Source organism: Paraburkholderia saeva, from assembly GCF_907164555.1.
In the GTDB taxonomy this organism is placed as follows: Bacteria; Pseudomonadota; Gammaproteobacteria; order Burkholderiales; family Burkholderiaceae; genus Paraburkholderia; species Paraburkholderia saeva.
In genome coordinates this window covers 202,524-227,867 of the sequence record NZ_CAJQZC010000010.1, presented here as the reverse complement: position 1 = coordinate 227,867, position 25,344 = coordinate 202,524, and the positions used below count along the sequence as shown (strand labels likewise).

General features: G+C 64.1%; 20 protein-coding genes and 1 pseudogene. 9 read left to right on the top strand and 12 right to left on the bottom strand.

Going from position 1 to position 25,344, the window contains the following annotated elements:
* A complete protein-coding gene (locus LPA36_RS23725; protein WP_228882232.1) occupies positions 1–2,823 on the top strand; it encodes a bifunctional diguanylate cyclase/phosphodiesterase in 2,823 nt (940 codons plus the stop codon).
* A 54-nt stretch (positions 2,824–2,877) separates the two neighbouring features.
* On the opposite strand, the gene LPA36_RS23720 is transcribed toward LPA36_RS23725, so the two are convergent.
* On the bottom strand, positions 2,878–3,354 hold the full coding sequence (locus tag LPA36_RS23720) for a VOC family protein (RefSeq protein WP_228882226.1): 477 nt from the start codon (positions 3,352–3,354) through the stop codon (positions 2,878–2,880).
* Between the two features lie 148 nt (positions 3,355–3,502).
* Positions 3,503–4,813, bottom strand: a complete 1,311-nt coding sequence (gene oxlT / locus LPA36_RS23715) for an oxalate/formate MFS antiporter (RefSeq protein ID WP_228882224.1) — start codon at positions 4,811–4,813, stop codon at positions 3,503–3,505.
* A gap of 481 nt (positions 4,814–5,294) precedes the next feature.
* Here oxlT and LPA36_RS23710 point away from each other — a divergent pair, with 481 nt between their 5' ends.
* On the top strand, positions 5,295–6,044 hold the full coding sequence (locus LPA36_RS23710) for an SDR family oxidoreductase (protein ID WP_228882223.1): 750 nt from the start codon (positions 5,295–5,297) through the stop codon (positions 6,042–6,044).
* A 61-nt stretch (positions 6,045–6,105) separates the two neighbouring features.
* On the opposite strand, the gene LPA36_RS23705 is transcribed toward LPA36_RS23710, so the two are convergent.
* Genes LPA36_RS23705 through LPA36_RS23690 form a run of 4 tightly spaced genes read right to left on the bottom strand, consistent with a single transcriptional unit; the run spans position 6,106 to position 12,265 of the window.
* Positions 6,106–7,233 (bottom strand): hybrid sensor histidine kinase/response regulator, encoded by a 1,128-nt coding sequence (locus LPA36_RS23705; protein ID WP_228882220.1) that lies wholly within the window; start codon positions 7,231–7,233, stop codon positions 6,106–6,108.
* A gap of 7 nt (positions 7,234–7,240) precedes the next feature.
* Complete coding sequence (locus LPA36_RS23700; RefSeq protein ID WP_228882219.1) at positions 7,241–7,882, bottom strand: chemotaxis protein CheB; 642 nt, start codon at positions 7,880–7,882, stop codon at positions 7,241–7,243.
* 1 nt (position 7,883) lies between these two features.
* Positions 7,884–8,744, bottom strand: a complete 861-nt coding sequence (locus tag LPA36_RS23695) for a CheR family methyltransferase (protein ID WP_228882213.1) — start codon at positions 8,742–8,744, stop codon at positions 7,884–7,886.
* 11 nt (positions 8,745–8,755) lie between these two features.
* The gene (locus LPA36_RS23690; RefSeq protein WP_228882211.1) at positions 8,756–12,265 is read right to left on the bottom strand and encodes a response regulator; all 3,510 of its coding nucleotides are present in this window, start codon (positions 12,263–12,265) and stop codon (positions 8,756–8,758) included.
* 267 nt (positions 12,266–12,532) lie between these two features.
* Here LPA36_RS23690 and LPA36_RS23685 point away from each other — a divergent pair, with 267 nt between their 5' ends.
* The gene (locus tag LPA36_RS23685; RefSeq protein ID WP_228882210.1) at positions 12,533–14,188 is read left to right on the top strand and encodes a methyl-accepting chemotaxis protein; all 1,656 of its coding nucleotides are present in this window, start codon (positions 12,533–12,535) and stop codon (positions 14,186–14,188) included.
* Between the two features lie 71 nt (positions 14,189–14,259).
* On the opposite strand, the gene LPA36_RS23680 is transcribed toward LPA36_RS23685, so the two are convergent.
* The 4 genes from LPA36_RS23680 to LPA36_RS23665 form a co-directional block, all read right to left on the bottom strand.
* Complete coding sequence (locus LPA36_RS23680; protein WP_228882207.1) at positions 14,260–15,615, bottom strand: MFS transporter; 1,356 nt, start codon at positions 15,613–15,615, stop codon at positions 14,260–14,262.
* An 85-nt stretch (positions 15,616–15,700) separates the two neighbouring features.
* Positions 15,701–16,654, bottom strand: a complete 954-nt coding sequence (locus tag LPA36_RS23675) for a hydroxymethylglutaryl-CoA lyase (RefSeq protein ID WP_228882206.1) — start codon at positions 16,652–16,654, stop codon at positions 15,701–15,703.
* The gene (locus LPA36_RS23670; protein ID WP_228882204.1) at positions 16,651–17,844 is read right to left on the bottom strand and encodes a CaiB/BaiF CoA transferase family protein; all 1,194 of its coding nucleotides are present in this window, start codon (positions 17,842–17,844) and stop codon (positions 16,651–16,653) included. The genes LPA36_RS23675 and LPA36_RS23670 overlap by 4 nt, the downstream gene beginning before the upstream one ends.
* 136 nt (positions 17,845–17,980) lie before the next feature.
* Positions 17,981–18,916, bottom strand: coding sequence for a LysR family transcriptional regulator (locus LPA36_RS23665; protein WP_228882202.1), 936 nt, complete (start codon positions 18,914–18,916; stop codon positions 17,981–17,983).
* Positions 18,917–19,032: 116 nt separating this feature from the next.
* Here LPA36_RS23665 and LPA36_RS23660 point away from each other — a divergent pair, with 116 nt between their 5' ends.
* From LPA36_RS23660 to LPA36_RS23635, 6 genes are all read left to right on the top strand, one after another.
* Positions 19,033–20,670, top strand: a complete 1,638-nt coding sequence (locus LPA36_RS23660; protein WP_228882201.1) for an MFS transporter — start codon at positions 19,033–19,035, stop codon at positions 20,668–20,670.
* A gap of 139 nt (positions 20,671–20,809) precedes the next feature.
* On the top strand, positions 20,810–21,622 hold the full coding sequence (locus tag LPA36_RS23655; protein WP_228882199.1) for a TetR/AcrR family transcriptional regulator: 813 nt from the start codon (positions 20,810–20,812) through the stop codon (positions 21,620–21,622).
* Between the two features lie 116 nt (positions 21,623–21,738).
* Positions 21,739–22,080 (top strand): NIPSNAP family protein, encoded by a 342-nt coding sequence (locus LPA36_RS23650; RefSeq protein ID WP_228882196.1) that lies wholly within the window; start codon positions 21,739–21,741, stop codon positions 22,078–22,080.
* A 157-nt stretch (positions 22,081–22,237) separates the two neighbouring features.
* A complete protein-coding gene (locus LPA36_RS23645) occupies positions 22,238–23,047 on the top strand; it encodes a class I SAM-dependent methyltransferase (protein WP_228882194.1) in 810 nt (269 codons plus the stop codon).
* Positions 23,048–23,087: 40 nt separating this feature from the next.
* Positions 23,088–24,446, top strand: coding sequence for an LLM class flavin-dependent oxidoreductase (locus tag LPA36_RS23640; RefSeq protein WP_228882193.1), 1,359 nt, complete (start codon positions 23,088–23,090; stop codon positions 24,444–24,446).
* Positions 24,443–24,610: a hypothetical protein gene (locus LPA36_RS23635; protein ID WP_228882191.1), complete on the top strand. Its 168-nt coding sequence runs from the start codon at positions 24,443–24,445 to the stop codon at positions 24,608–24,610. Before LPA36_RS23640 ends, LPA36_RS23635 begins: the two co-directional genes overlap by 4 nt.
* Positions 24,611–24,628: 18 nt before the next feature.
* On the opposite strand, the gene LPA36_RS23630 is transcribed toward LPA36_RS23635, so the two are convergent.
* Together LPA36_RS23630 and LPA36_RS23625 are read right to left on the bottom strand one after the other, a co-directional pair.
* Complete coding sequence (locus LPA36_RS23630; protein ID WP_228882371.1) at positions 24,629–25,012, bottom strand: cupin domain-containing protein; 384 nt, start codon at positions 25,010–25,012, stop codon at positions 24,629–24,631.
* Positions 25,012–25,188: pseudogene (locus tag LPA36_RS23625) on the bottom strand (LysE family translocator); the annotation flags it as partial. The pseudogene LPA36_RS23625 and the gene LPA36_RS23630, both read right to left, overlap by 1 nt.
* Positions 25,189–25,344 lie beyond the last annotated feature (156 nt).

Genomic DNA, 25,344 nt, shown 5'->3' with positions numbered 1-25,344 from the left:
ATGTCGCCGTCATCCAGCCAGCGGCAGCCGTCGGGGGACAGTCTGCTCCGCGTGGCGCAGGAAAACGGCATTACCCGTTCGTGGGCCTGGTACCGCGCGGGCGAGCAGCTGCATCTTGCCTGTGCGGGAGGCACGCCGCAGGCATGGCCGCGCTTTATCGGCGAGGACGACCTTCCGCAGACCTGTGCGACGCTGGGCTGGCATGCCCGCCCGACCGGCCGCGGCGAAGGCGTGCTCGGCTGGCTGCTGACGGGGGCCGAACACGCCGATGACCCCGCATTCGTGGAATTCGCCCGCCATATCGCCGGAGAAGCGCAGGCCGAGGCGCTCGCACGCGCACAGAACGTGCAGCGCGTGCTGTACGACATCACCTATCTCTCCAGTTCGATCAGCGACCGCGCGGCGTTCCTGCATGCGGTTCACACGCGCCTCGGCGCGCTGATCGACGCCGAAAACTTCTACCTCGCGCTGTATGACCCGGCGACGAGCATGGTGACGTATCCGTACTACGTCGACGTGATCGACACGGACGCCGTCGATCCCGGCCACATGGACCGCGTCGATCCCGAACGGCTTTCTCTGACGGGTTACGTCATCACGACCGGCCAGCCGCTGCTGATCGGCGGTGATGGTATTGCCGCCGCCGAGGCCGCCGGCCACTTCCGCTGCGTCGGCCAGCGCCCCGAATTCTGGATGGGCGCGCCGCTCAAGAACGCGTCGGACCAGGTGATCGGCATGGTGGCGATGCAGGTCTACGACGTTTCGCGCATCTACACCGCCGAAGACCGGGCGCTCTTTCTGGTTGTGGCGCGCCACGTGGCGATGGCGCTCGACCGTATCCTGCATCGCGTCGATCTCGAACAGCAGGTCGCGCTGCGCACCGCCGAACTCTCGAAGCTGAACGACACACTGCGGCTCGAAATCGCCGAGCGCAAGCGCGCGGAACATCTGCAGGCAGCGCTCTTCGAGATCACCGAACTGTCGAGCCAGTCCGTCGAAATCGGCGAATTCTTCCGCAGCCTGCACGAGATCGTCGGCGGCCTGCTGTACGCGCACAACTTCTACGTCGCACTCTACGATTCGTTTACTGGCGAAGTCGTGTTCCCGTATTACGTCGACGAGAAAGTGCGCGAGCGGCCCGCGCCCCGTAGCGGCAAACGCGGCTTCACCGAATATCTGATCCGTCGGGCCGCGCCGTGCCTGATCGACCGCGACGAAGCGATCCGGCTCGTCGAGCGCGGCGAAGTCCAGAACGAAGACATCCGGCTGCAATCGTGGCTCGGCATCCCGCTTTTCGATCGCGACATGGTGTGCGGCGTACTCGTCGTGCAAAGCTATACGACGCGCGTGCGTTACGACGCGCACGATCAGGAAGTGCTGACATTCGTGTCGCGCCACATCGACACCGCGCTCGCGCGCCGCCGTGCGGCGGCCGCGCAGCAGGCCGCGAATCTCGAACTGGAGGCGCGCGTGCACGAGCGCACGCGCGAACTCGACGACGCCAATGCGCGGCTTTTGCACGAAAACTTTCACGACGCGCTGACCGGCCTGCCGAACCGCGCGCATCTGCGTCAGCGGCTCGAAAGCGCATGGCATGCGCACTGCACGGAAGGCGCAGCGCTATCGGTGCTGTTTATCGACCTCGACCGCTTCAAGGTCGTCAACGACAGCCTCGGTCACCATTTCGGGGACGAACTGCTGGTTCAGGTCGCTGGACGGCTGCGCGGCTGCATGCGCCACGACGACCTGCTCGCGCGCCTCGGCGGTGACGAATTCGCCGTGATGGTGCCGGGCGCGCCGCTGCAGGTGGTGCTCGCGATGGCCGAAAGGATCCTCGCCGCTTTCGACGAACCGTTCAACATCGGCGAACACGTGGTGTTTTCGACCTGCAGCGTCGGCATCGTGGATGCGGACAGCCATTTCCATTCGGCGCCGGCCGATCTGCTGCGCGACGCCGATACAGCGATGTATCGCGTGAAGAATCGCGGCCGCGACAGCTTCGCGGTGTTTAACCAGGAGCTGCGCCGCGAGCTGTCCGATCAGATCGAAACGGAAGGCGCGCTGCGCCAGGCGCTCAATCGCGACGACGAACTGCTGCCGTATTTCCAGCCCATCGTCGATGTGAAGACGGGTCAACTCGTCGCGCTCGAAGCGCTGGTGCGCTGGCGTCAGCCGGGCGGCGACGTCTGGGCGCCGGGGCGCTTCCTGCCGGCCGTCGAAGGGCTGAAGCTGCTCGGACGCCTCGACATGTACATGCTCACGCGCGTCGCGGCAATCCTCGCCGAGGCCGATCACGCGGACTGGCCGCCCGTGCATGTGAACCTGTCGAGCTACAGCATCACGCGCCCGGAATTCGCCGACGAGGTGCTCGAACTGTTACGCCGCCACGATGTGCACCCCTCGCGCATCTCGCTGGAGCTGACGGAAAGCGCGCTGATCGCCGAGCCGGAACTCGCGCGCACGACGATGCAAAGACTCGCGAAAAATGGCATGTCGGTGGTGCTGGACGACTTCGGCACGGGGTTTTCGTCGCTGAGCTATGTGCATCAATACCATTTCAGCGGCCTGAAAATCGACAAGTCGTTCGTGCTCGAACTCACGTCGAGCGCGCGCAGCCGCGCGATCGTCCGCGCCATCGTGCGGATGGCCGAATCCCTGGAACTCGGAGTGGTCGCGGAAGGCGTCGAAGACGAAGCGACGCTCGCGGTACTGCGCGGCATCGGCGCATCGCAGGTGCAGGGCTATCATCTTGCGCGGCCGATGTCGCTGGAAAACCTGATGCGCTCCTCGCTCGCGCCAGGCAGGCGCACCGTGGAGCAATAGCAGGCCGCCGGGCGAGCGCCGCATCCAGCGGCCGCCCCGGCCCACGACGCGTGCCTAGCAGCCCTGGCCGCTTGCCATCTTGCTCATTGCTTCTTTCATTTCTTCAGGCGTGACGTCGCGCTGATGCGTCGCGACTGACCAGCGGTGTCCGAACGGGTCCTGCAACTGACCGTAGCGGTCGCCCCAGAACATGTCGGCCGCGGGCATCGTGACCGTCGCGCCGGCTGCCGCAGCCTGCTGCATGACGGCGTCGGTATCCTCGACGTACAGGTGGATCGTCACCGGCGTGCCTTTCAGCGTTTTCGGCCCGACCATGTGATAGTCCGGTGCTTCGTCGACGAGCATGATCGCCGCGTCGCCAATCCGCAGGGTCGCGTGCATCAGCTTGCCGTCCGGCCCGGGCAGCCGAACCAGTTCGACGGCATTGAACGCTTTCTTGTAGAACTCGATGGCCTCAATTGCGCCCGCACAGATCAGATGCGGGGTAATCGAATGCATCCCCTCCGGAACGGGTTTGACGGGGGTGGTCATAGTGGCGGCTCCTTCCATGAGTTGGTGTGAGGAGGCCGTGAACGCCGTGCCTCCTTCTCCACGACGGGCGGCCGATCCGCAAATCGACACCGCCCAGGATTTTTTTTGACCACCCGTGCGTCTGTCCGTTCGATCTCGAGGATCGACGTCAGTCGTTCACCATCGTGCCCCCGCCGTAAGGCAGATCGACTGACGGATTCGCATGCCGCTGGCGATGCGCGCTGCGCATCGGCTTCAGCACGAAGAGCGCGAGAAGCGCCGACAGCGCGGCCATGCCCGAGGCCAGCATGAACACGGCGTGCCAGCTACCGGTCGCCGCCGTGATCACGCTGCTGAACGGCACGAGCAACGCGGCCGTGCCTTTCGCGGTGTACAGCAGGCCGGCGTTGGTTGCCGCGAACTTCGGGCCATAGGTGTCGCCGCAGGTCGCCGGGAAGAGGCTGTAGATCTCGCCCCACGCGAAAAACACGATGCCGGTCAGCACAACGAACGCGACTGGGCTATGTCCATACTTCGACAGCAGCAGAATGCCGACCGCCTCCGTCGCGAAGGCGATGAACATCGTGTTCTCGCGGCCGATCCGGTCGGATATCCAGCCGAAGAACGGGCGCGTCAGGCCGTTCAGCACGCGGTCGATGGTCAGCGCGAACGTGAGCGCGGGTAACGTCAGCCCCAGGAGCGAGACGGGCGTGTCCTGCAGGCCGAAGTCTTTCGCAATCGGGCCGAGCTGCGCGGTGGCCATCAGGCCGCCCGCGGCCATCATCACGAACATCAGATACATGACCCAGAAGATCGGCGAGCTGATCACCTGACGCGGGCTTGCGTTGTAGACGACGCGCTTGAGCGTGCTTTTCGCCGATTCGAGCAGGCTTGCCGGCGGCGCGAAGAGTGCGAGACCCAGCAGGAACACCACGAGCCCCTGGCCCAGGCCGAACCACAGAAACGTCTGCTCGTAGCCGCTCGACTTGATCATGTGCGCAATCGGCACAACCGTGGCCGCCGACCCCGCGCCGAAGCCGGCTGCGGTAATCCCGGCGGCGAGCCCGCGGCGGTTCGGAAACCACTTGAGCGCGTTGCCCACGCATGTGCCATACACTGCGCCCGCGCCCACACCGCCGATCGCCGCCGCGAGATACAGGAGCGGCAACGACGACGCCACCGAGTTCAACGCCCACGCCACCGCGCACAGGAGGCCACCGCCGACCACCACCGGACGGGGACCGTACTTGTCGACGAGATAGCCCTCCACTGGCACGAGCCAGGTTTCCGTCACCACGAAAATCGTGAACGCGACCTGAATGGCCGCCCGTCCCCACTGATATTTCTCGTTGATCGGGTTCACGAACAGGGTCCAGCCGTACTGCATGTTGGCGATCATCGCCATGCAGATCACACCGAATACGAGTTGCACCCACGGTGACGCCAGCCGCGACGTCCTTTCCTGGTGATTCACTCCCATGACTGTCTCCTGAATACCTGCGTTGTGTTTGCGGGCCATACGGTGACCCGAACGGTTTCGCCGAAGTCGCCCGTCCCTGTACTTCCTGCGAGCGATCTAGCATACACAGTATGTGATATATCAAGTAAGTCAAGCGAAAGAAATGACGGGGTTTTCACCAGGTCGTATGCTGCAAGACAGCAAATTGAAAGCAGGCGGGGCCTTCCGGGCAGACAGGCAAAAAAAAGCCCGCGAGCATGGCTGGCGGGCCGAGGCATGAAGCGAGACAAGGCGGTCCGCGTCATGTCTCCTCGTTATAGATGAAAGTTATTCGTAATGTAAAGTTTTTTCTCTGTATGGTTTGATGGCCGGAAGCTGGCTCAGGATGGCAGCACCCAAACCCGTTCGAAAAAATCGAACGTTTGCGTCAGAACCGTCGCATGGCAAACCCGGTGCCGGAGACCACAATGTCTTCACACCCTCCTCCTTCAAGGAAAACATCATGACCCGATTCACTGGCAAGACCGTACTCGTCACCGGCGGCAACAGCGGCATGGGCCTCGTCACTGCGCAGGCGTTCGCAGTCGAAGGCGCGCGCGTCGTCATCACTGGTCGCGATGCGGCCTCGCTCGAAGCCGCGCAGGCAACGCTCGGCGCAGGCGCAATTGCAATCCGCAACGACGCAGGTTCGGTTGCCGCCGCACAGGAACTCGCGGCGCGCATCAAGTCCGAAAACATCACGCTCGATGCAGTGTTCATCAACGCCGGGATTGCCCGCTTCGCACCGCTTTCAGATGTCGCCGAGTCGATGTGGGACCAGACGTTCGACGTCAACGTCAAAGGCCCCTTCTTCCAGATTCAGGCGCTTACGCCGTATCTGAACAACGGCGCTTCGATCGTCCTGAACGGTTCGATCAACGCGCACATCGGCATGCCCGCATCGTCGGTGTATGCGGCCAGCAAGGCTGCGCTCATTTCGCTCGCGAAGACGCTTTCGGCGGAACTGCTGCCGCGCGGCGTACGGGTGAACGTGGTCAGCCCGGGCCCGATCGAGACGCCGCTTTACGGCAAGCTCGGTTTCGACGCGCAAACGCTCGCCAGCACGGCGGAGCAGATCAAGAGCCAGGTGCCGCTCGGCCGCTTCGGCAAGTCAGAGGAAATCGCCGCGACGGTTCTGCATCTCGCGTCGAGCGAATCCGGGTTCATCGTCGGCACGGAAATCGTGATCGATGGCGGCATGAGCCAGCTGTGATCCCGGTGTGAAACTGCAGAAGGGCCGGCCATGACGGCCGGCTCGTGATGCAGCGGCGGCGCTAGGTCCGCACGAATTCCGCGCGTCGCCCGTTGTCGGCACGCGGCAGGTCGAGCGTGAAGGTGGTGCCGTTTGTTTCGTCGGACTGCACCGTCACCGCGCCGCCGTGCATCTGTACGATCTGCTGCACGATATGCAACCCAAGGCCAAGCCCTTCGCGTTGCCGCCCTGCGATGCTGCTCGCGCTGAACGCCTTGAAGAGCGTCGGCATCACGTCCGGCGGAATCAAACCCGCATTGGCGACACGCAGCAGCACGCGATCTTCCGCATCGCCATCCACTTCGACCGTGATCGTGCCGTCCTTCCTGCCGTGATGCAGCGCGTTGCTGACGAGATTCGACATCGCCTGACACATGAGATCCGCGTCCCAGTTACCGGATGAATTGCCGCGATGAGAGAACGCGATACGCTCACCGTTGCCGCGCGTAGCGAATTCGTCGAGCACGGTTCTGCACAATGCGGACAGTTCGACCGTGGCCGGCTGCAGCTGTAAGCGACCGCCCTGCAGGCGCGCGAGATTCAGCAGCTGGTCGACCATGCGCGCCATGCGCATCGAACTGTTGCGGATACGGTTTGCAACGGTCGTGATGCCGTTATCGGTCGACGTGTGCGTCAGGAATTCGGCCGACGTCAGCACCGCCGAGAGCGGCGTGCGCAGGTCGTGACTGAGCACCGCCATCAGCATTTCATTCGCTTCGAGCATCTGGCGCGTGGTGTCGAGCTGCGCTGCAAGCTGCCGCTTCTGCTGCTCCAGCTGCACGAAGATATCGACCTTCGATTGCAGGATGCGCGGATCGAACGGCTTGTAGAGAAAGTCGACCGCGCCCGCTTCATAGCCCTGGAACGTGCGCGAGGCGTCCTGTGCCGTTGCGGTCAGGAAAATGATCGGCACGTGCGACGTGCGCGGGCTGCCGCGCATCAGCGAAGCCAGTTCGAAGCCGTTCATGCCAGGCATGTTGACGTCGAGAATGGCGAGCGCGACCTCGTGTTTGAGCAGCAGGTCGAGCGCGGCCGTGCCGGAGGCCGCCACCAGCAGCGCCACGCCCGGGCGCGCCAGCAGCGCTTCGAGCGCCGTGATGTTGTGGACGATGTCGTCGACGATCAGGATATTTACCGGTGATTGCGCCATGGCATCATCATTGGGGTGGCAGTTGCGGCCAGGCGGCGAGCCGCCCGGCCATCGTGTTGGGATCCAGTACTTCGTTCACCGCGCCGCTCTGGATGGCGGCTTGCGGCATTTCCGGCGAGGTCGCCGTTTCCGGCGACTGCGCCCACGTTTCGCCGCCGGCGGCGCGCACGGCGGCGAAACCGCGCGTACCGTCGTCGTTGGCGCCCGACAGCAGGATCGCCAGCATGCGCTCACGATAAACCCATGCTGCCGATTCCATCAGCACATCGATCGAAGGACGCGAAAACCGCACGGCCGCCCCGACCGAGAGCGCCACCGTGCCGTCGTCCTCCACCAGCGTGTGATAGCCCGGCGGCGCGACATACACCTGGCCCGGCGCGATACGCTCGCCCGCGTCGGGTTCGATCACCGGCAGCGCGCAGCGCCCGGTGAGCGCCTGCAACAGATAGCTGGGCGTTGCGGGCGGCAGATGCGTCACCACCAGCACCGCAGCCGCGAAACGCGCGGGCAGCGCGGGCAGCAGCACGTTCAGCGCCTCGATGCCGCCCGCCGAGGCGCCAATCACGACGACATCGAACGTGCGGGCCGGCGCCTTGTGCGCCTCCGTTTGCTCCAGTCGCCGCTTCGACAATAGTCGGTTCGCAACCATGCTAGCGCTTCTGATAGATGCGCTCGCGCGCACGGAAATCGTCGAACGCCTCGTGACGGCTCGAAAACCGCAGGCTTTCCTTGCTGCCGAGCCCGAGGAAACCGCGCCGCACCAGCGCCGATTCGAACAGACCGAGCGCGCGGTTCTGCAGCGGGCGGTCGAAATAGATCAGCACGTTGCGGCACGACACGAGATGCGCTTCGAGAAAGACCTCATCGGTAGCAAGACTGTGGTCGGCGAACACGACACGCTCTTTCAGCGAACCGGAAAACCGCGCGCCGCCGTAAGCCGCATGGTAATAGTCCGACAACGAGCGGCGCCCGCCGGACGCGATGTAATTCTGCGTGAAGCCCGCGATGCGCTCGAGCGCATAGATGCCCGCTTCGGCGCGCGCAAGGGCATCCGGACTGATGTCGGTCGCGTAGAACAGTGTGCGCTCGGCAAGCCCTTCTTCCTCGAACAGAATCTTGAGCGACCATAGTTCTTCGCCCGTGCTGCATCCGGCTACCCAGACCTTGATCGAAGGATAGGTCTTCAGCAACGGCAGCACATGCTCGCGCAACGCGAGGAAATACGACGGATCGCGAAACATCTCGCTCACCTGAACCGTCAGGTACTGGAAGAGGCGCGAGAAATCGTCCGGGTCCTGAATAATGCGGTCCTGCAACTGCGAAAGCGTCACGAGGCCGAATTCCTCCAGCGCCTGCGAAAGACGACGCCGCAGCGACGACATCGCGTAGTGCCGGAAATCGTGCTGATACTTCAGATAGACCGCTTCCAGCAGCAGCTTGAGTTCGATGTCGAAATCGCTCATGCGCTGCGGCTCTGCATCGTCGGCGGGTTCGATCATGGTGTGACGCATGTCCTTTTCGTCTAGCGCTGCCGCAACCACACGCGGCACAGTGATACCAGTTTATCCACGTCGATCGGCTTCGAGATGTAGTCGTCAGCGCCTGCTTCGAGACAGCGCACGCGATCGTTCGCCATTGCCTTCGCGGTCAGCGCAATCACCGGCAACTGCGCAAAGCGCGGATTGCGGCGGATTTCGGCCATCGCGGTCAGTCCGTCCATCTCCGGCATCATGATGTCCATCAGCACGAGGTCGACGGTCGGTCCGTTTTCGAGCGCGTCGAGCGCTTCGCGACCGTTGCGCGCGATCTGCAATTTCGCGCCGAGCGGTTCGAGCACGTGCGACAGCGCGAAAATATTGCGCACGTCGTCTTCGGCGAGCAGGATCGTGCGGCCTTCGAAGGCATTGTCGCGCTGACGCACCGTGCGCAGCATGCGCTGCTGTTCCGGCGCAAGCGACGATTCGACGCTATGCAGGAACAGCGTGACTTCGTCGAGCAGCCGTTCCGGCGACTTCGCACCCTTGATGATGATCGACTTCGAATAGCGGCGCAGGCGCTGTTCTTCGTCGTCGGAGAGCATCCGGCCTGTGTAGACGATCACGGGTAGCGACAGATGCGCCGGGTCGGCGGCGAGGCGCTCAAGCAGATCGTAGCCCGTGCCATCGGGTAACGCGAGGTCGGTCACGACGCAGTCGAACGCGCCCTTCTCCAGCTGTTCGAATGCCCCGGCGAGCGTCGCGACCGCGACGATCTCGGTGCTGTCGCCGAGCAGCAGCGCGCGGATGCTTTCGCGCATCGCGGCGTCGTCCTCGATCACGAGCACGCGTTTGACCCGCTGCTGCAGGCGCGCTTCGAGACGGCGGATCGCCGCTTCGAGCGTGCTGCGCGCGGTCGGCTTGAGCGTGTAGCCGATTGCCCCGAGATGCAGCGCCTTGTCCGCGTGATCCGTGGCGGAGACGATATGAATCGGGATGTGACGCGTCAGCGGATCGTTCTTCAGCCACTCGAGCACGGTCAGGCCGGAACGGTCCGGCAAACCGACGTCGAGCAGCACCGCCGCCGGACGCATGTCTTTCACGAGTGCGAGGCCCGCGCTCGCGCTCGTGGCGTGCAGGAAATCGAAATCGAGTTCGTGCGTGAGGTCACGCAGGATCCCGGCGAACGCGACATCGTCCTCGATCGCGAGAATCGTACGGTTGCCGCGTGTGCGGTTGTCACGGTCGTCGGGAATGGCGCTGGCACCTTCCTGCGCGCTGCTTTCCTGCTCGCGGGCGCTACCGGCCGATGTGGACCCTGCTGCAAGCCGCTGGGCCGCGACCGGCGCCGGCGCCGACATGTTCTGTGCACCTTGCCCGGAAGCCTCTGCAGCGTCGGGCGCAGCGCCAACCGATGCATCGACCGGCAGCCACAGCGTGAACACGCTGCCCTTGCCCGGTTCGCTCACCACGCTGATGCGTCCGCCCAGAAGCCGCGCGAATTCGCGCGAAATCGAGAGTCCAAGCCCGCTGCCGCCGTATTGGCGGCTGGTCGAACCGTCGGCCTGCTGGAACGCCTCGAAGATCATCTGAAGCTTGTCGGCGGCGATGCCGATGCCTGAATCGCGCACGTCGAAACGCAGCGCGTCGTCGTCCGTGGGCGAAACGGTCAATGACACTTCGCCGTCTGCGGTGAACTTCAGCGCGTTCGACAGCAGGTTGCGCAGGACCTGCACGACGCGCTGGTTGTCGCTTGTGATCGTGTCGGGCACGCCCGGCGTGCGGTCGAACGTCAGTTTCAGATGCTTGCCCGCCGCCACGGGATCGAATGTTTCGCGCAACGATTGCAGCGTGGCGTCGATCGAAACGGGTTCGAGCGCGACCTGGACCTGGCCCGCCTCGACCTTCGAAAGATCGAGGATGTCGTTGATGAGCGCAAGCAGGTCGCTGTTCGACGCGTGGATCGTTTCCGCGTAGCGCACCTGCTCCTCGCTCAGATTGCCCGCGCGGTTCTGCTGCAGCAGCTTCGCGAGAATCAGCGAACTGTTCAGCGGCGTACGCAGTTCGTGCGACATGTTCGCGAGAAACTCGGACTTGTAGCGGCTCGACTGTTCGAGGCGCGCCGCGTTGGTTTCGAGTTCCTCCTGCGCGCGTAACAGGTCCGATTTCTGGCGTTCCAGCCGCTGTGCGTACTCTTCGAGCTGCACGTTGGTCTGCTCGAGCTCCGCCTGCTGCGCTTCGAGACGCGACTGCGATTCCATCAGCGCACGGCCGCGTTCCTCGAGCCCTTCGTTCGATACGCGCAGCTCTTCCTGCTGCACCTGCAGTTCTTCGTTGAGTTGTTGCGTTTCCGCGAGCGCATCCTGCAGGCGCTCGCGATACAGCGCCGCCTCGATGAAGTCGCCCATGCCGCCCGCGATCAGTTCGAGAAATTCGAGGTCGCGCGGCGTAAGCGCACGCATGAAACCGAGTTCGACGACACCGTTCACCTGTCCGTCGTTCTCGATCGGCGACATCACGAGATGCTTCGGCGGGCTCATGCCGAGGCCCGACACCACCTTGACGTAGTGATCGGGCACGTCCTGCAACTGGATCACGCGACGCGAAGCGGCCGCCTGACCCACGAGGCTTTCGGCGTCCTGAAACGCGAGCGCGCCCTGCTCGCTTTCACGGCTGAAACCGTACGTCGCGACCCGACGCAACACGGCGTCGCGCCTGTCGCGGATATACAGCGCCCCAATCGAAGCGCCGAGATACGCCGCGAGAAAATCGAGCATCGCGCTGCCGACCGCCGCCGGGCTCACCTGGCCGATCACCTTTTCGGCGAGCAGACGCTGGCCCGAACGCAGCCACACCTGATGCTGCAACACTTCCGTCTGTTCGGCCTGACGCTGCAGCGCACCATCATAGGTACCCGACAGATTGAGCAGCTCGCGCCGCCCGAGCCACGCGAGGAGCGCGCTTACCAGCAGGCTGAAAACGAGGAATCCGCCGACCACCCACAGCGTCAGATTGCGCGCTGCGGCAGAGCGCTCCTGCCGAAGCCGCTCTTCGATATCGAGAAAAAGGCCGAACTGGCGACGCGTTTCGTCGAACTCGATCTTGCCGCGGCCGCTCGCCACGACGCTGGTGTAGTCCTGATGCCGGCGGCGCAGATCGATGGTGGCGTCCGCGTATTGTTCCCAGCGTGCCTGGATCGCCTGAATGCGTTTGAGGCGCTCGACCTGCGGCGGGTTATCCGCGACCAGCCCTTCCAGCGAAGCGATCTGCGACTCAAAACGCGGCCGGCCGAGTTCATAGGGCGCGAGAAACGTTTCGTCGCCGGTGATCAGGAAGCCGCGCATGCCGCTTTCGCGATCGACGGCAAGCCGCAGCATCTCGTTGGCGTCGCCAATCACACGCTCGGAGTGCTCGACCCAGCTCATCACCGAAACCAGATACACGATCAACGAGACGAACACGGCAGCGGTCAGCAGACCCATGCCAAGGGGCAACGCGATGTTGCGGCGGATGATGCGGCGAAAACTGTTCTGGTCGACGGCAGCGTGAGCGGTCATTTTTTCTGTCTTCGTCCGGGCTGGCGGTTTCAATCGGAAATTTCGACCCGAAAATCGGGCGATTTACCGCGTTTTTCAAGCCATCGCGAGGGGATTTTGCGATCGCTCCGTATCATACAAAAAGTACGAGGGTTCGGGCGAGCGGCACCGCACGACGCGATCCACCCCAGGGTTTCCATCCACACATTTCATGCGGTTTTATGCCGATAACGTGGGGAGGCAGGGTTCTTCAGTCCGTCGTCCCAAAAGGCACACGAGGTTGCCGCAATGCACACACTCAGCTTCCGCAAGAAACTCTGGTTACCCCTCGTCGTCAGTCTGGTCGCACTGCTTCTCGTCTCGGTGGCCGCCGCCTGGCAGTCGCGGCAGACCCGCATCGAGGAGCGCAAGAACGATCTCGTCAACGTCGCGCATATTGGTCTGAGCATTGTCACCGAGTACGCCGCGCTCGCGAAAAGCGGCAAGCTCACCGAGGAAGAAGCACGCAAACAGGCACTCGATCGCCTGCGTGACGTGCGTTACGGCGAAGACGGCTACTACCTCGTGATCGATTCGGGCCCGCGCATGGTGATGCATCCGATCAAGCCGGCCACCAACGGCAAGGACCTGCGCAACACCGCCGATGCCGACGGCCGTCACCACTATGTGACGTTCGCGACGGTCGCGCAGCAGCCCGAAGGCGGCTTTGTCGATTATGTGTTCACACGTCCGAATGCGAAAGACGGGGCAGCGGTCGACAAGATCGGTTACGTGGTGCGCTACGCGCCGTGGGACTGGATCATCGCGACGGGTGCCTACGTCGACGATATCGACGCCGCGCTCGTCCGCTCCCTGTGGTTTGCGGCTGGCGTGTTCGTCGTGCTGGCGATACTGCTCTCGACTTTCGTCGCGTTTACGAATCGCAGCATCCAGCGCACGATCGGCGGCGATCCGGCGGGCGCCGCGCACGTCGCCGACCTGATCGCGGCAGGCGATCTGACCGTCGACATCCAGACCCGCAGCGACGACACCGCGAGCCTGATGCTCGCGATGCGCAGCATGCGCGATGCGCTCGCGCGCACGATCAGCCAGATTCGCGATTCCGCCGACCAGGTTGCGACCGCCTCGCGCGAAATCGCCATGGGCAATGCGGATCTATCCGCGCGCACCGAGAACCAGGCCGCATCGCTCGAAGAAACGGCGTCGAGCATGGAGGAAATCACCTCGATGCTGCGCCAGACCGCCGACCATGCAGGCACGGCGAGCCAGCTCGCGAGCGGCGCGGTGCAGATCGCCGGGCGCGGCGAGACGATGGTGATGGAGGTTGTCACCGCGATGCGCGACATCTCGGAAGAATCGCGCAAGATGGAAGATATCGTCGGTGTGATCGAGAGCATCGCGTTCCAGACGAACATTCTCGCGCTCAATGCCGCGGTCGAAGCCGCGCGTGCGGGGGAAGAAGGACGCGGCTTCGCGGTGGTGGCGGGGGAAGTGCGCACGCTTGCGCAGCGCAGCGCGACGGCGGCCAAGGAAATCCGCTCGCTGATCCAGAGCGCAGTCGGCAAGGTGGGCACAGGTGCCGCGCTTGTCGAACGCACCGGTGAGACGATCCAGGAGACGCGCACGGCGATTGCGCGGGTTACGTCCGTCGTGCAGGAAATCGCGGCGGCAGCGGCGCAGCAGAGCATGGGCGTCGAGCAGGTCAACACCGCCGTCGCGCAGATGGATACGATGACGCAGCAAAATGCAGCGCTCGTCGAGGAAGCCGCAGCGGCCGCGCAGTCGCTCGAGGAACAGGCGCGGCAACTGCAGGCAGTCATCGTGCGTTTTCGCACCGGCCATGCCGATGCAGGTGATGGCTGGCACGACATGCAGGCCACCGGCGCAACATCGAAACCCGCGCATCGCGGCGCGAATGCTGCCCACCTGCGCGCACCGGCCTAGGTCACAAGGTTTGCATGGATGCGGTGCGCAATGGCTGACTGGCTATATGCAGGCCGGTCAGCCATAGAGCCCTACCGTGATGCCGGATGATCCTTGCTGCGCAGCGTAGCAGGCACGCCATAAAGCAGGATTAGCGCGCATACGAGGCTCATTGCACCGATCACATACAGGGCCGGTGTCGTGCTGCCGGTCAGGTCCTTGATGCGCCCCACCATCACGGGGCTCACGATGCCGCCGAGTTGCCCGAGCGTGTTGATGAGCGCGATGCCGCCGGCCGCGCCGGCGCCTGTCAGCAGCTTCGGCGGAAGCGCCCAGAATGCGGGAATCGACGCCACCACGCCTGCGCCCATCACGCCGAGCGCAACGATCAGCCAGGTCGTCTGTTTGTCGAAGTATCCGGCAGCGAAAAACCCGAGCGCGGCCATCACCATCAAACCGCAGACAAACTTGCGCCGCTCGCCCGTCGCATCCGACATCCGCCCGACGACGACCATGCAGATCGCGCCGCACACGTACGGCACAGCAGTCAGCAACCCGATGACCGTCGGATTCTGCGTACCGGCGGCATGGATCAGATGCGGCCCCCAGAAGTTCAGCCCATACGACGCGACCTGAATCAGGAAATAGACCAACCCCAGCATCAGGAAACCCGGCGTTCTGAGCGCGCTACCGAGCGAATGACCGCCCGGGTGGCGCGGTTGCTGCTGCGCGATACGCGCAGCGAGGTACTGCTTTTCGGCGCTGGAGAGCCAGGGCGCGTCTTCGATACGATCCTTCAGCACCTTGAGCACGAGCACGCCCAGCAGCACGCATGGCAGGCCCCCCAGCAGAAACAGCCAGTGCCAGCCGGGCATGCCCCACGTGCCGCTCAGGTGCGCAAGCACGAGCCCTGATAGCGGCGCGCCGACCAGCCCCGAAAACGCCGACGCGAGAAACAGCAGCGACGTGATGCGTCCGCGATAGCTCGCCGGAAACCACAGTGTCAGGTAATACAGCACGCCAGGCGCGAAGCCCGCTTCCATCGCACCGATGAGAAAACGCAGCCCGTAGAACTGCCACTCGGTGTGGACGAACACCATCGCCGCTGTCGCGAGTCCCCACGAAATCATGATGCGCGCGATCCAGCGCCGCGCGCCGACCTTGTACAGCAACATGTTGCCCGGCACTTCGAAGAGCACGTAGCCGATCACGAAGAGACTCGCACCGAGACCATACGCGGTGTCGGTGAAGCCAAGATCGTGCTGCAACTGGAACTTCGCGAAGCTGATGTTGATCCGGTCAAAAAACGCAAACAGGTAGCAGATCATGATCAACGGCATCAGCCGCAAGGCGACCTTGCGGATGATCGCGTTCGTTCCCTGCCCGGTTTCCGGGATCTGCCCGGCTTCGTAGTTCAACGGATTGCCTGATGCGCCCAGATCGCTCATGTCTGTCTCCTGTACAACGTGGCTGTTGTGCCGGACTTACGCGTGCGCGGTCCGGTCGTTTGTAGATGGAAAAGTGGGGATTGCGTTAGACGATGCTGCGAACGTAGTCCGGCACGGGATGCACGTCGCAGTTGCGGCCGGCTTTCGCGAGTTGGCCCGGCACTTCGTGACCGAGCAGCGCGGGCAACGCACGCGACAGTTCCAGCAGCTTCACGAGATCGATGCCCGTCGGAATGCCCATCTCGTCACACAGGTTGACGAGGTCTTCCGTACAGATGTTGCCCGACGCGCCCGGCGCAAATGGACAGCCGCCCAGACCGCCAAGCGCCGCGTCGAAGCGGCGTGCGCCGGCTTCATACGCGGCCAGCACGTTCGCGAGACCGAGGCCGCGCGTGTTGTGAAAGTGCAGCGTCAACGCGTCGGGTCCGAGACGTTCGAGCGCGCGCCCAACGATGCGTGCCACCTGACGCGGATTGGCCATGCCAGTCGTGTCCGCAAGCGTGATGCCCTGCAGCCCGAGTTCGAGATACGTATCGACGATCGCCATCACGCGGTCTTCGTCGATCGCGCCTTCGAACGGACAGCCGAACGCGGTCGCCACCGTGCCGTTCAGTGACACATGCGAACCCCTGACGAGGCTCACGATATCGCCGAAGCCGACGAGCGACTGCTCGCAGCTCATGCGCATGTTCGCCCGGTTGTGCGTCTGGCTTGCGGACATCACGAGGTTCAGTTCGTCGGCAAGTGCGGCGACCGCGCGCTCCGCACCCTTCACGTTCGGCACCAGCGCAACGTAGATCACATCGCGATTGCGCCTGATGCCATGAAACACCGCGTCGCCGTCGCGCAATGCGGGAATCGCTTTGGGCGACACGAACGAGCCCGCTTCGATACGGGAAAATCCTGCGCCCGAAAGCTGGTCGATCAGCGCGATCTTGTCGACGGTGTCAACCCACGTCGGTTCGATCTGCAGCCCGTCGCGCGGCGCGACTTCCTGCACGATCAAGGCGTCCTGCAATACGTTGAATGTGGCGTTCATTGCACGGCTCCCGTGTTGCGCAGCTGTTCGATTTCAAGCGGGCTGAAACCCAGATCCGCGAGCACCGGGTCCGTGTGTTCGCCGAGCGTTGGGCCCTGCCAGTTCACCGCGCCTGGCGTGTCGGACAGCTTCGGCACGATGCCCGGCATCCTGACCGGCGTGCCGTCCGGCAGGCTCGTCTGCAGCAGCATCTCGCGCGCTGCGTAATGCGGGTCCGCGACGATATCGGCAATCGAATAGATGCGGCCGGAGGGCACCTGTGCAGTTTCGAGCGCCGCGAGAATGTCGCTCGTCGAATGACGAGAGGTCCATGCGCTGATCGCCGCGTCGAGCATCGCGCTCTGCGCGACACGGCCGTCGTTGTGCGTGAGCGCCGGGTCGTCGGCGAGATCGTCGCGGTCGATCACCTGCATCAGGCGCCGGAAAATCGGATCGCTGTTGCCGGCGATCACGACGAAGCCGCCATCCTCGCTGCGATACGTGTTCGATGGCGCGATGCCCGGCAGCGCACCGCCGCTGCGTTCGCGCACGTGGCCGAGCAGATCGTATTCGGGCACGAGGCTTTCCATCAGGTTGAACACGCTCTCCACGAGCGAGACGTCGACCACCTGGCCGTCGCCCTGCCCCGTCTTTACGCGCAGCACCGACATCAGCGCGCCGATCACGCCATGCAGCGAAGCGAGCGAATCGCCGAGACTCACGCCGACGCGTGCCGGTGCGCCGTCGACGTCGCCCGTCGTGTAGCGAATGCCGCCCATTGCCTCGCCGATCGCACCAAAGCCCGGCCGGTCACGATACGGGCCGGACTGGCCGTAGCCGGAGATGCGCACCATCGTGAGTTTGGGGTTGATGCCGTGCAGCACGTCCCAGCCGAGGCCAAGCCGTTCGAGCGCGCCGGGGCGCAGGTTTTCGATGACGATATCGGCGTCTGTGGCGAGCCGTTTGACGACGTCGACACCTTCGGCGGACTTCAGGTTCACGCAGATCGACTTCTTGTTGCGCGACTGCAGATACCACCAGAGCGACGTGCCTTCATGGAGCTTGCGCCATTTGCGCAGCGGATCGCCGTCGTTCGGCGCTTCGATCTTGATGACTTCGGCACCGAATTCGGCCAGCATCCTGGCGGCGAACGGCGCGGCGATCAGGGTGCCGATCTCGATGACCCGGATACCCTTCAGAGGTCCACTCATGATGCTGTCTCCCGACTGTGTTTCGTATGGGAGACAGCTTATGGGCGACGCAGCGGCGCCGTCCAACCGCATTCCGGCAACGAGCGTTCGCCAAACGCGAACGCTCGCCTGCCGGAGTGCGTGTGGGCGATCTGGTTCAGGCGGCCGGCGCCCCGCCGGTGCGCGCTTCGACCGTGCTCAGGTGATCGAACAGCAGACGGCTCACGGGTGAAAGCGTGTCAGGATCGCGCACGACGATCAGCAGGCTGCGCGCGGCCCATGCTTCATCGAGCGTCACGGCGGTAAGCCCAAGCGAGCGGCCGATCGCGTTGTACACGTCGAGCGGCAATACACCGACGCCCATGCCCGCCTGCACCATGCGGCACACCGCGTCGAATCCGGGCACGTGAATGCGCAGCCGCAACGGTTTGCCCGCCTGGCGCGCGGCGAGATGCGTGCGCATGTTGATCGAACTCGCGGCATGCAGGCCGACGTGGTCGCTGTCGAGCGTATCGGCAAACGTCACGCTTTCGCGCGTGGCGAGCGGATGATCGTCGCGCATCACGATCACGAGACGGTCGTGACGGTAGTGCGTGGCGTGCAGGCCCCGCGTATCGGCGTCGCCCGAGCAGATGCCGAGATCGACAAGACTGTCGGCCACGCCGCCGATCACACCGCCGCTAGGCCGCTCTTCGAGTTCGATGCGCACGCGTTCGTTACCCGCAAGAAACGCGCGCAGATCTTCGGGCAGGAATTCGACGATCGCCGAAAGGTTCGCCATCATCCGTACGTAGCCGATCACGCCGCTCGCGTGCTCGGCGAGCTCAAGCCCAATGTTCTCGATGTCGCGCAGCACGCGGCGCGCATGATGCAGCAACGTCTCGCCAGCTGCGGTCAGCTCCATGCCGCGCGCCTTTCTCACGAAGAGCGCCGAACCCACCGCATGTTCAAGTTCGAGCAGACGCTTGCTCGCGGCCGACACCGCGATGGCTTCGCGTTCGGCCGCCCGCGTGAGCGTGCGCTCCTCATACACGGCCAGAAAGAGCTGCAGCGTCGTGAGGTCCAGCTTTCTCAGGAGATTTGTCAGGGCCATACCGGGTTGGCGGATCGCTGAAAGCCGCATTTTGACCCGAATCGGCAAGGATCGTCTGTCGCCTGGGGGTCCGGGTTGCTATGCTGGAGCATCGATCGACCGCACAGGAGTCGTTTTTGGCTGCTCACGAGCGTCCCGCCGGGCCCGACAGCGCCGTGCATGTGGTTGCCGCACAGGCGAGCCCCTGCGATGAACTCGTCATCCGCTCGCAGCCTTCGATCGTCGACCGCCCATGCCGCGGCAAGCGCCTTGCGCTTGCCGCGGCGATACTCGGCTCCAGCATGGCGTTTATCGACGGCTCGGTGGTCAACGTCGCGCTGGCGTCGATCCAGAGCGAACTCGGCGCGAGCGTCGCGGCGATTCAATGGGTCGTCAACGCGTATCTGCTGTTTCTCGGTTCGCTCGTGCTGGTCGGCGGGTCGATGGGCGACCGGCTCGGCCGGCGCACCGTCTTTATCGCCGGCATCGTGCTTTTCATGCTGGCCTCGATTGCCTGCGGCCTCGCACCCGGGCCCGGCACGCTGATCGCCGCACGCGCCGTGCAGGGCATCGGCGCGGCGCTCCTCGTACCCGGCAGTCTCTCGATCATCGGCGCCGTGTTCGACGACCATGAACGTGGCCGTGCGATCGGCACGTGGGCGGGCGTGGGCGCGATCACATCGGCCGCCGGCCCGGTGGCGGGCGGCTGGCTCGTCGATGCGTTTTCGTGGCGCGCGATTTTTTTCCTCAACGTGCCGCTTGCGTGTCTGACCGTGGCGCTCGCCCTCATCGCCGTACCCGACAGCCGCAGCGCCGATGCGCCGCGCAAACTCGACTGGGCCGGCGCCCTCACCGCCGCAGCCGGTCTCGGCGCGCTGACGTGGGGCTTGACCGTGGCGTCGTCGCGCGGGTTGTCCAGCGCTTCGGTGCTGGGAGCGATGAGCGCGGGCGTCGTTCTGCTGATCGCGTTCGTCGTGATCGAAATGAGGAGCCGCAATCCGATGATGCCGCTCGACGTGTTCCACTCGCGCGATTTCACCGGCGCGAACGTCGTGACGTTGCTGCTGTATTTCGGCATGAGCGGCATCTTTTTCTATTTGCCGTTCACATTGATACGCGCTCACGCTTTCACCGCCACCGAAGCCGGCGCGGCGATCCTCCCGGTGCCCGTCATTATTGGTGTGCTGTCGCGCGTCACCGGCGGCCTCGCCGACCGCTTCGGTCCGCGCCTGCTGCTGACGGTCGGGCCCGTCATCGCGGGCCTTGGCTTTGCGATGCTCAGCCTGCCGTTCGTGCGGGGCAGTTACTGGAGCGGCTTCTTTCCGGCGCTGGTCGTGATCGGACTCGGCATGACCGTGACCGTCGCGCCCCTGACCACCACGGTGATGGGCGCGGTATCGAAAGAACGTACAGGCGTCGCTTCCGGCATCAATAACGCCGTGGCGCGAGTGGCCGGGCTCTTCGCCATCGCCGTGCTCGGCATTGTGTTCGTGGGGTCTCACAACGCCGCGCTCGCGGTGCGCCTGAAGGCGCTCAACATTCCGGCCGACATCCATCAGGGCGGTCAGCTGCTCGAACCGGAAGCCGACGCGTCCGCGGCCATCAATACGGTTCGCATTCCGCCGCACACGGCGCTCGCCGACGCGCACGACGACGCCATCGACGACGCGTTGCGCGCCGTCGCGCTGGTGTCGGCGCTCTGCGCATTCGCGGGGGCGGCATGCTCGGCGGCGCTGATCCGTGCCCGTCCGGGACGCTCCGATGCGGGCGCGTAAGCATCACCGTGTTGGCGGCCAGACCCGTTGTAATACCGGACATGGCGCGCCAGATTCACCATTCAGTTCATTTTTGATGGGATAATCGTTCCGCTTTCCTATGCATGCACATAAGGGCAAGTGATAATAAATACGACCCATGTCAGGCACGCGCCATTGCGTATTCATCAGACAGCATCAACGAGGTGCCAAGATTCGAGACCAGTCCAATCCGCCTGACACGCCACCTGTACGCAGGCAACCCAAGCAGGCCCGCTCGACCTTCGCGCTCGACGCGATTCTCGAAGCCGTCGCTCGCACGCTGGAAAGCCACGGCAAGGCCGGGTTGACCACGCAGCGCGTTGCCGATACGGCGGGCTTCAGCATCGGCGCGGTCTATCAGTATTTCCCCAACAAGGAAGGTCTCATCGAAGCGCTCGCGCAGCGCGAGCTGGCGCGCCTCACGCGGATGATGGCCGCTACGCTCGAAAAACCCGCGCATTACGGCACGGGTATCAACGCGCGACGGATGATCCGTGTGATCGGCGAGTTCATCGGCGAGCGGCCGCGTCTCTATGGCGTGCTGCGCGCCGAATGGGCCGATGCTCCGCCGCAGTCCGAGCTGGGCATCGGCATGCGCGAATACTTCGCGATGATCTCCAGCTCGCTGCGCAAGGAGAACCCGTACCTGGGCGAGCGCATCGCCACCGACGAAGCGCGCTTTGTGCTGTTTCGCGCGATTTCCGGCGTGATACTCGCGACTGCGCTGGAGCGGCCTGACCTGCTGCGCAGCGTTGCGTTCGAAGACCAGATGGTGCGTCTGATTCTCGGCTTCCTCAATTTCGACATGACGCCGTTCCTGCTGAACGCCGCGCCCGGCAATGCAATCGCGGGCGCGGTCACAGACGCACCGTGTACCGCGCACGATTCCGGGCAGGCCCCCGCAACGGACCCTGCCGCGACCAGCAACTGAGATCCCCGCCCTCGCCACGACGTTTCGGCTCAGCCTGAAACGTCGTCGCCCGCATGCTGCGCATACTGTGAAGACGCACCGGACGTCGTCCGGACGATCCCACAGGAGCGCATCGCATGGCACTGACCTGCTTCATCCGCTATCAGATCGACCCGTTCCAGCGCGACGCATTCAAGGAATACGCCGGGCAATGGGGCCGCATTATTCCGCGTTGCGGCGGCCATCTCATCGGCTACTTCCTTCCGCATGAAGGGACCAACGATATCGCGTGGGGACTGATTGCCTTCGAAAGCCTCGCCGCTTACGAAGCCTACCGGACGCGCCTGAAAACCGATCCCGAATCCGTCGCGAACTTCCGCATGGCGCAGACGAAGCGCTTCATCCTGCGCGAAGAACGCACGTTTACCGAAGTCGTGGACGGGACGTTCTGCATTCCTGCGGTACCCGTTAGCGCCTAACGACGGAACGCATTCAATCGCGACGCTGGCGCGATTCACACGCATTCGACGCTATAGCGACGAATGCGCGCCGGCGTCAGATCGATAGCAGGATTTCTCATTTCAGTTGCGCTCAGGCGGCCTCTACCATGTGCAATCGTCATCACATGGACCCGCTATGTCGACACCGCTCAGCCTTGAACTCGATTCCGTCACGCTCGCGGAACAATACGACCGGCTCGGTACGCGCCAGTTTCATCACGGCCTCGAACTCCTCGATGTGCTCGCGGTGCAGCGGGGCGAGAAGGTGCTCGACATCGGCTGCGGCACCGGCCTCCTGACAGAAGCCGCTGCCGAACGTACCGGCCCGGAAGGCGAAGTGCTGGGCATCGATCCGCTGGCGCTGCGCGTCGAACTCGCGCAAAAGCGCGCGCGAGGGCGCTTCGATGCGCGCATCGGCCGGGCTGAAGCGCTGCACGACGTGCCGGATGCGCACTACGACGTCGTCTATCTCAACAGCGTCATTCACTGGGTGCCCGATCAACTCGCCGCGCTGGCTCACGCGTTTCGCGTGCTGAAGCCGGGCGGTCGCGTCGGCTTCACGACGATGTCGCAGGAAGCGCCTCACGATCTGCATGTCGTGCTACGTGCGTTGCTGGCGCGCGAGCCGCGCTGGCAGGCGGCGCGTGTCGGCGCGCCCCATCAACTCACGCAGGAGCGCGCGGCGCTGCTGCTCGCCGCGGCCGGATTCAACGTGACGTACAACGAAATCCGCGAATTCGACGACGCGTTCGACACGGTCGACGACGTGATCGCCTTTAGCCGCGCCAGTTCGTTCGGCAACTTCCTTTCCGCGCTGGACGAATCCGATACCGCACGCGTGCGCAAACGGCTCGGCGAGGCGCTCGAAGCGAAACGCGGCCCCCGCGGCATCGCGCTGAAACGGCGCATGACGTTCGCCACCGGGCGCAAGCCTGTCGCACAGTAACGCGTGCAGCCGTCCGTCGACACAAGGCACGGAGTACACCATGAGCAATAACAAACGGCAGATCAAACTCGGCGCGTTCCTGATGGAAACAGGTCATCACATCGCGGCCTGGCGACACCCGGACGCACACGCAGGCGGAGGACTCGACTTCGCGCATTACGCCGAAGTGGCGCAGATCGCCGAACGCGCGAAGTTCGACACGATCTTCTTCGCCGACAGCGTCAGCGTGCGCGACACGAACCTCGCATCGCTTTCACGCACCGCACGCGCCGATCATTTCGAACCGTTGACGCTGCTCTCGGCGCTGTCGGTCGTGACCAAAAACATCGGTCTCGTCGCGACCGTCTCCACGACGTTCAACGAACCGTACAACCTGGCACGCAAGTTCGCATCGCTCGACCACCTGAGCGGCGGACGCTCGGGCTGGAATCTCGTCACGTCGAGCACGGAATCGGAAGCGCTCAACTTCAACTTCGAGAAACATCCTGACCATGCGGTGCGCTATGAACGGGCCCGCGAGTTCTACGATGTCGTTGCGGGCCTCTGGGATAGCTGGGAAGACGACGCGTTCCTGCGCGACAAGGCAAGCGGCGTCTATTTCGATCCCGACAAACTGCACGTGCTGAACCATCGCGGCAGGCATTTTCAGGTCCGCGGCCCGCTGAACGTCGCACGTTCGCCGCAGGGCTGGCCGGTCGTCGTGCAGGCTGGCGCATCGGACGCGGGCCGGGAACTCGCGGCGCAAACCGCCGAAGTGATCTTCGTCGCACATCAGACGCTCGAAGAAGCGCAGACGTTCTATCGCGACATCAAGAGCCGGCTGCCGAAATACGGCCGGCACCCCGACCATCTGAAGATCATGCCCGGCATCTTCCCCGTCGTTGGCCGCACGCAGGACGAAGCACGCCGCAAGTTCGACGCGCTACAGGATCTGATCCATCCGACTGTCGGTCTCTCGCTGCTGTCGAACATGTCGGGCGGCGTGGACCTGTCGGCCTGGCCCGTCGATGGTCCGTTGCCGGACCTGCCGGAGACCAACGGCGGCAAGAGCCGGCAACGCCTGCTGTTCGACCTCGCCCGGCGCGAGAACCTGACGATCCGGGATCTGTATCTGCGCATTGCAGGCGCACGCGGACACCAGCAGGTCATCGGCACACCCGAAAGTATCGCGGACCAGTTGCAACAATGGTTCGAGGAAGAAGGCGCGGACGGCTTCAACATCATGTCGCCGTGGCTGCCGGGCGGCCTGTCTGATTTCGCCGAACTCGTGGTGCCGGAATTGCAGCGACGCGGCCTCTTTCGCACTGAATACGAAGGCACTACGTTGCGCGACAATCTGGGGCTGCCGCGCCCGCAAAACCGCTACGTGCAACAGCCACGCGAGGAGGCCGCGGGTTGAGCGACAACTGCTGCGCGAAGGGTGCGCTTCGGGAAACGTATCACCGCCTCGACGAACGCGAGGCGCTGATTGCGCACCTGTTCGGGATTGCGTTTGGCGCCGTCGCGATCGTGAGCCTGGCGATGGCGGTTACTGCATTGATGCGCTGGTTCGTCGAGGGATAGCGCGAGCTTCAGGGCAGATCACGGCTCGCCAAGCTGCTGCGCGAGCGTCTTCGTGAGCGGCGATTCGACGTCGCCGGTGTGTTTCGTGCTGACCGTCTCGATGAGCACGATCCAGCATTCTTCACGCGCGACGGGCTTGTGCAGCACACCACGCGGCACGACGTGCAGCGAGCCCGGCGCGAGGCTCACCGTGCGACCATTTTCGTACTCGATGTCGAGGTTGCCGCGCACGACGTAAAAGAGTTCGTCCTCGCCAGCATGACTGTGCCACGTGAACTCGCCCTGCACCTTCACAACCTTCACATACTGGTCGTTGACCTGCGCGACGACCTGTGGCGACCAGTGTTCATGAATCGCATCGAAGGCCGTTGCAAGATCAACCGTTTCAGCAAACGCACGCATCATTCTCTCCACATTGGAACTATCGAAGCGGCCAGCAGCACACCCAACATTACGTTGAGCACGCGCCACTGCCGCGGCGTTTTCAGTCGCCGCGCGAGCACCCTGCCGGCGGCACACCACAAAGAAAGCGAAGCCAGCGCCGCGATACCGAACGCGGAACCCAGCAGCGCGGCGAGCCACGCGGCGTGACAGTGGCGACGGCCGCGACCAGCAGCAGGGGCACGACGGAACCGGCCAGGATCATGGCGATGCAACCAGTATGGATCGGAATGAGCCAGACTGTAGGGCCGCCATCTGTATTAGTGAAGCCATGTTTACGGATGCACAGCATT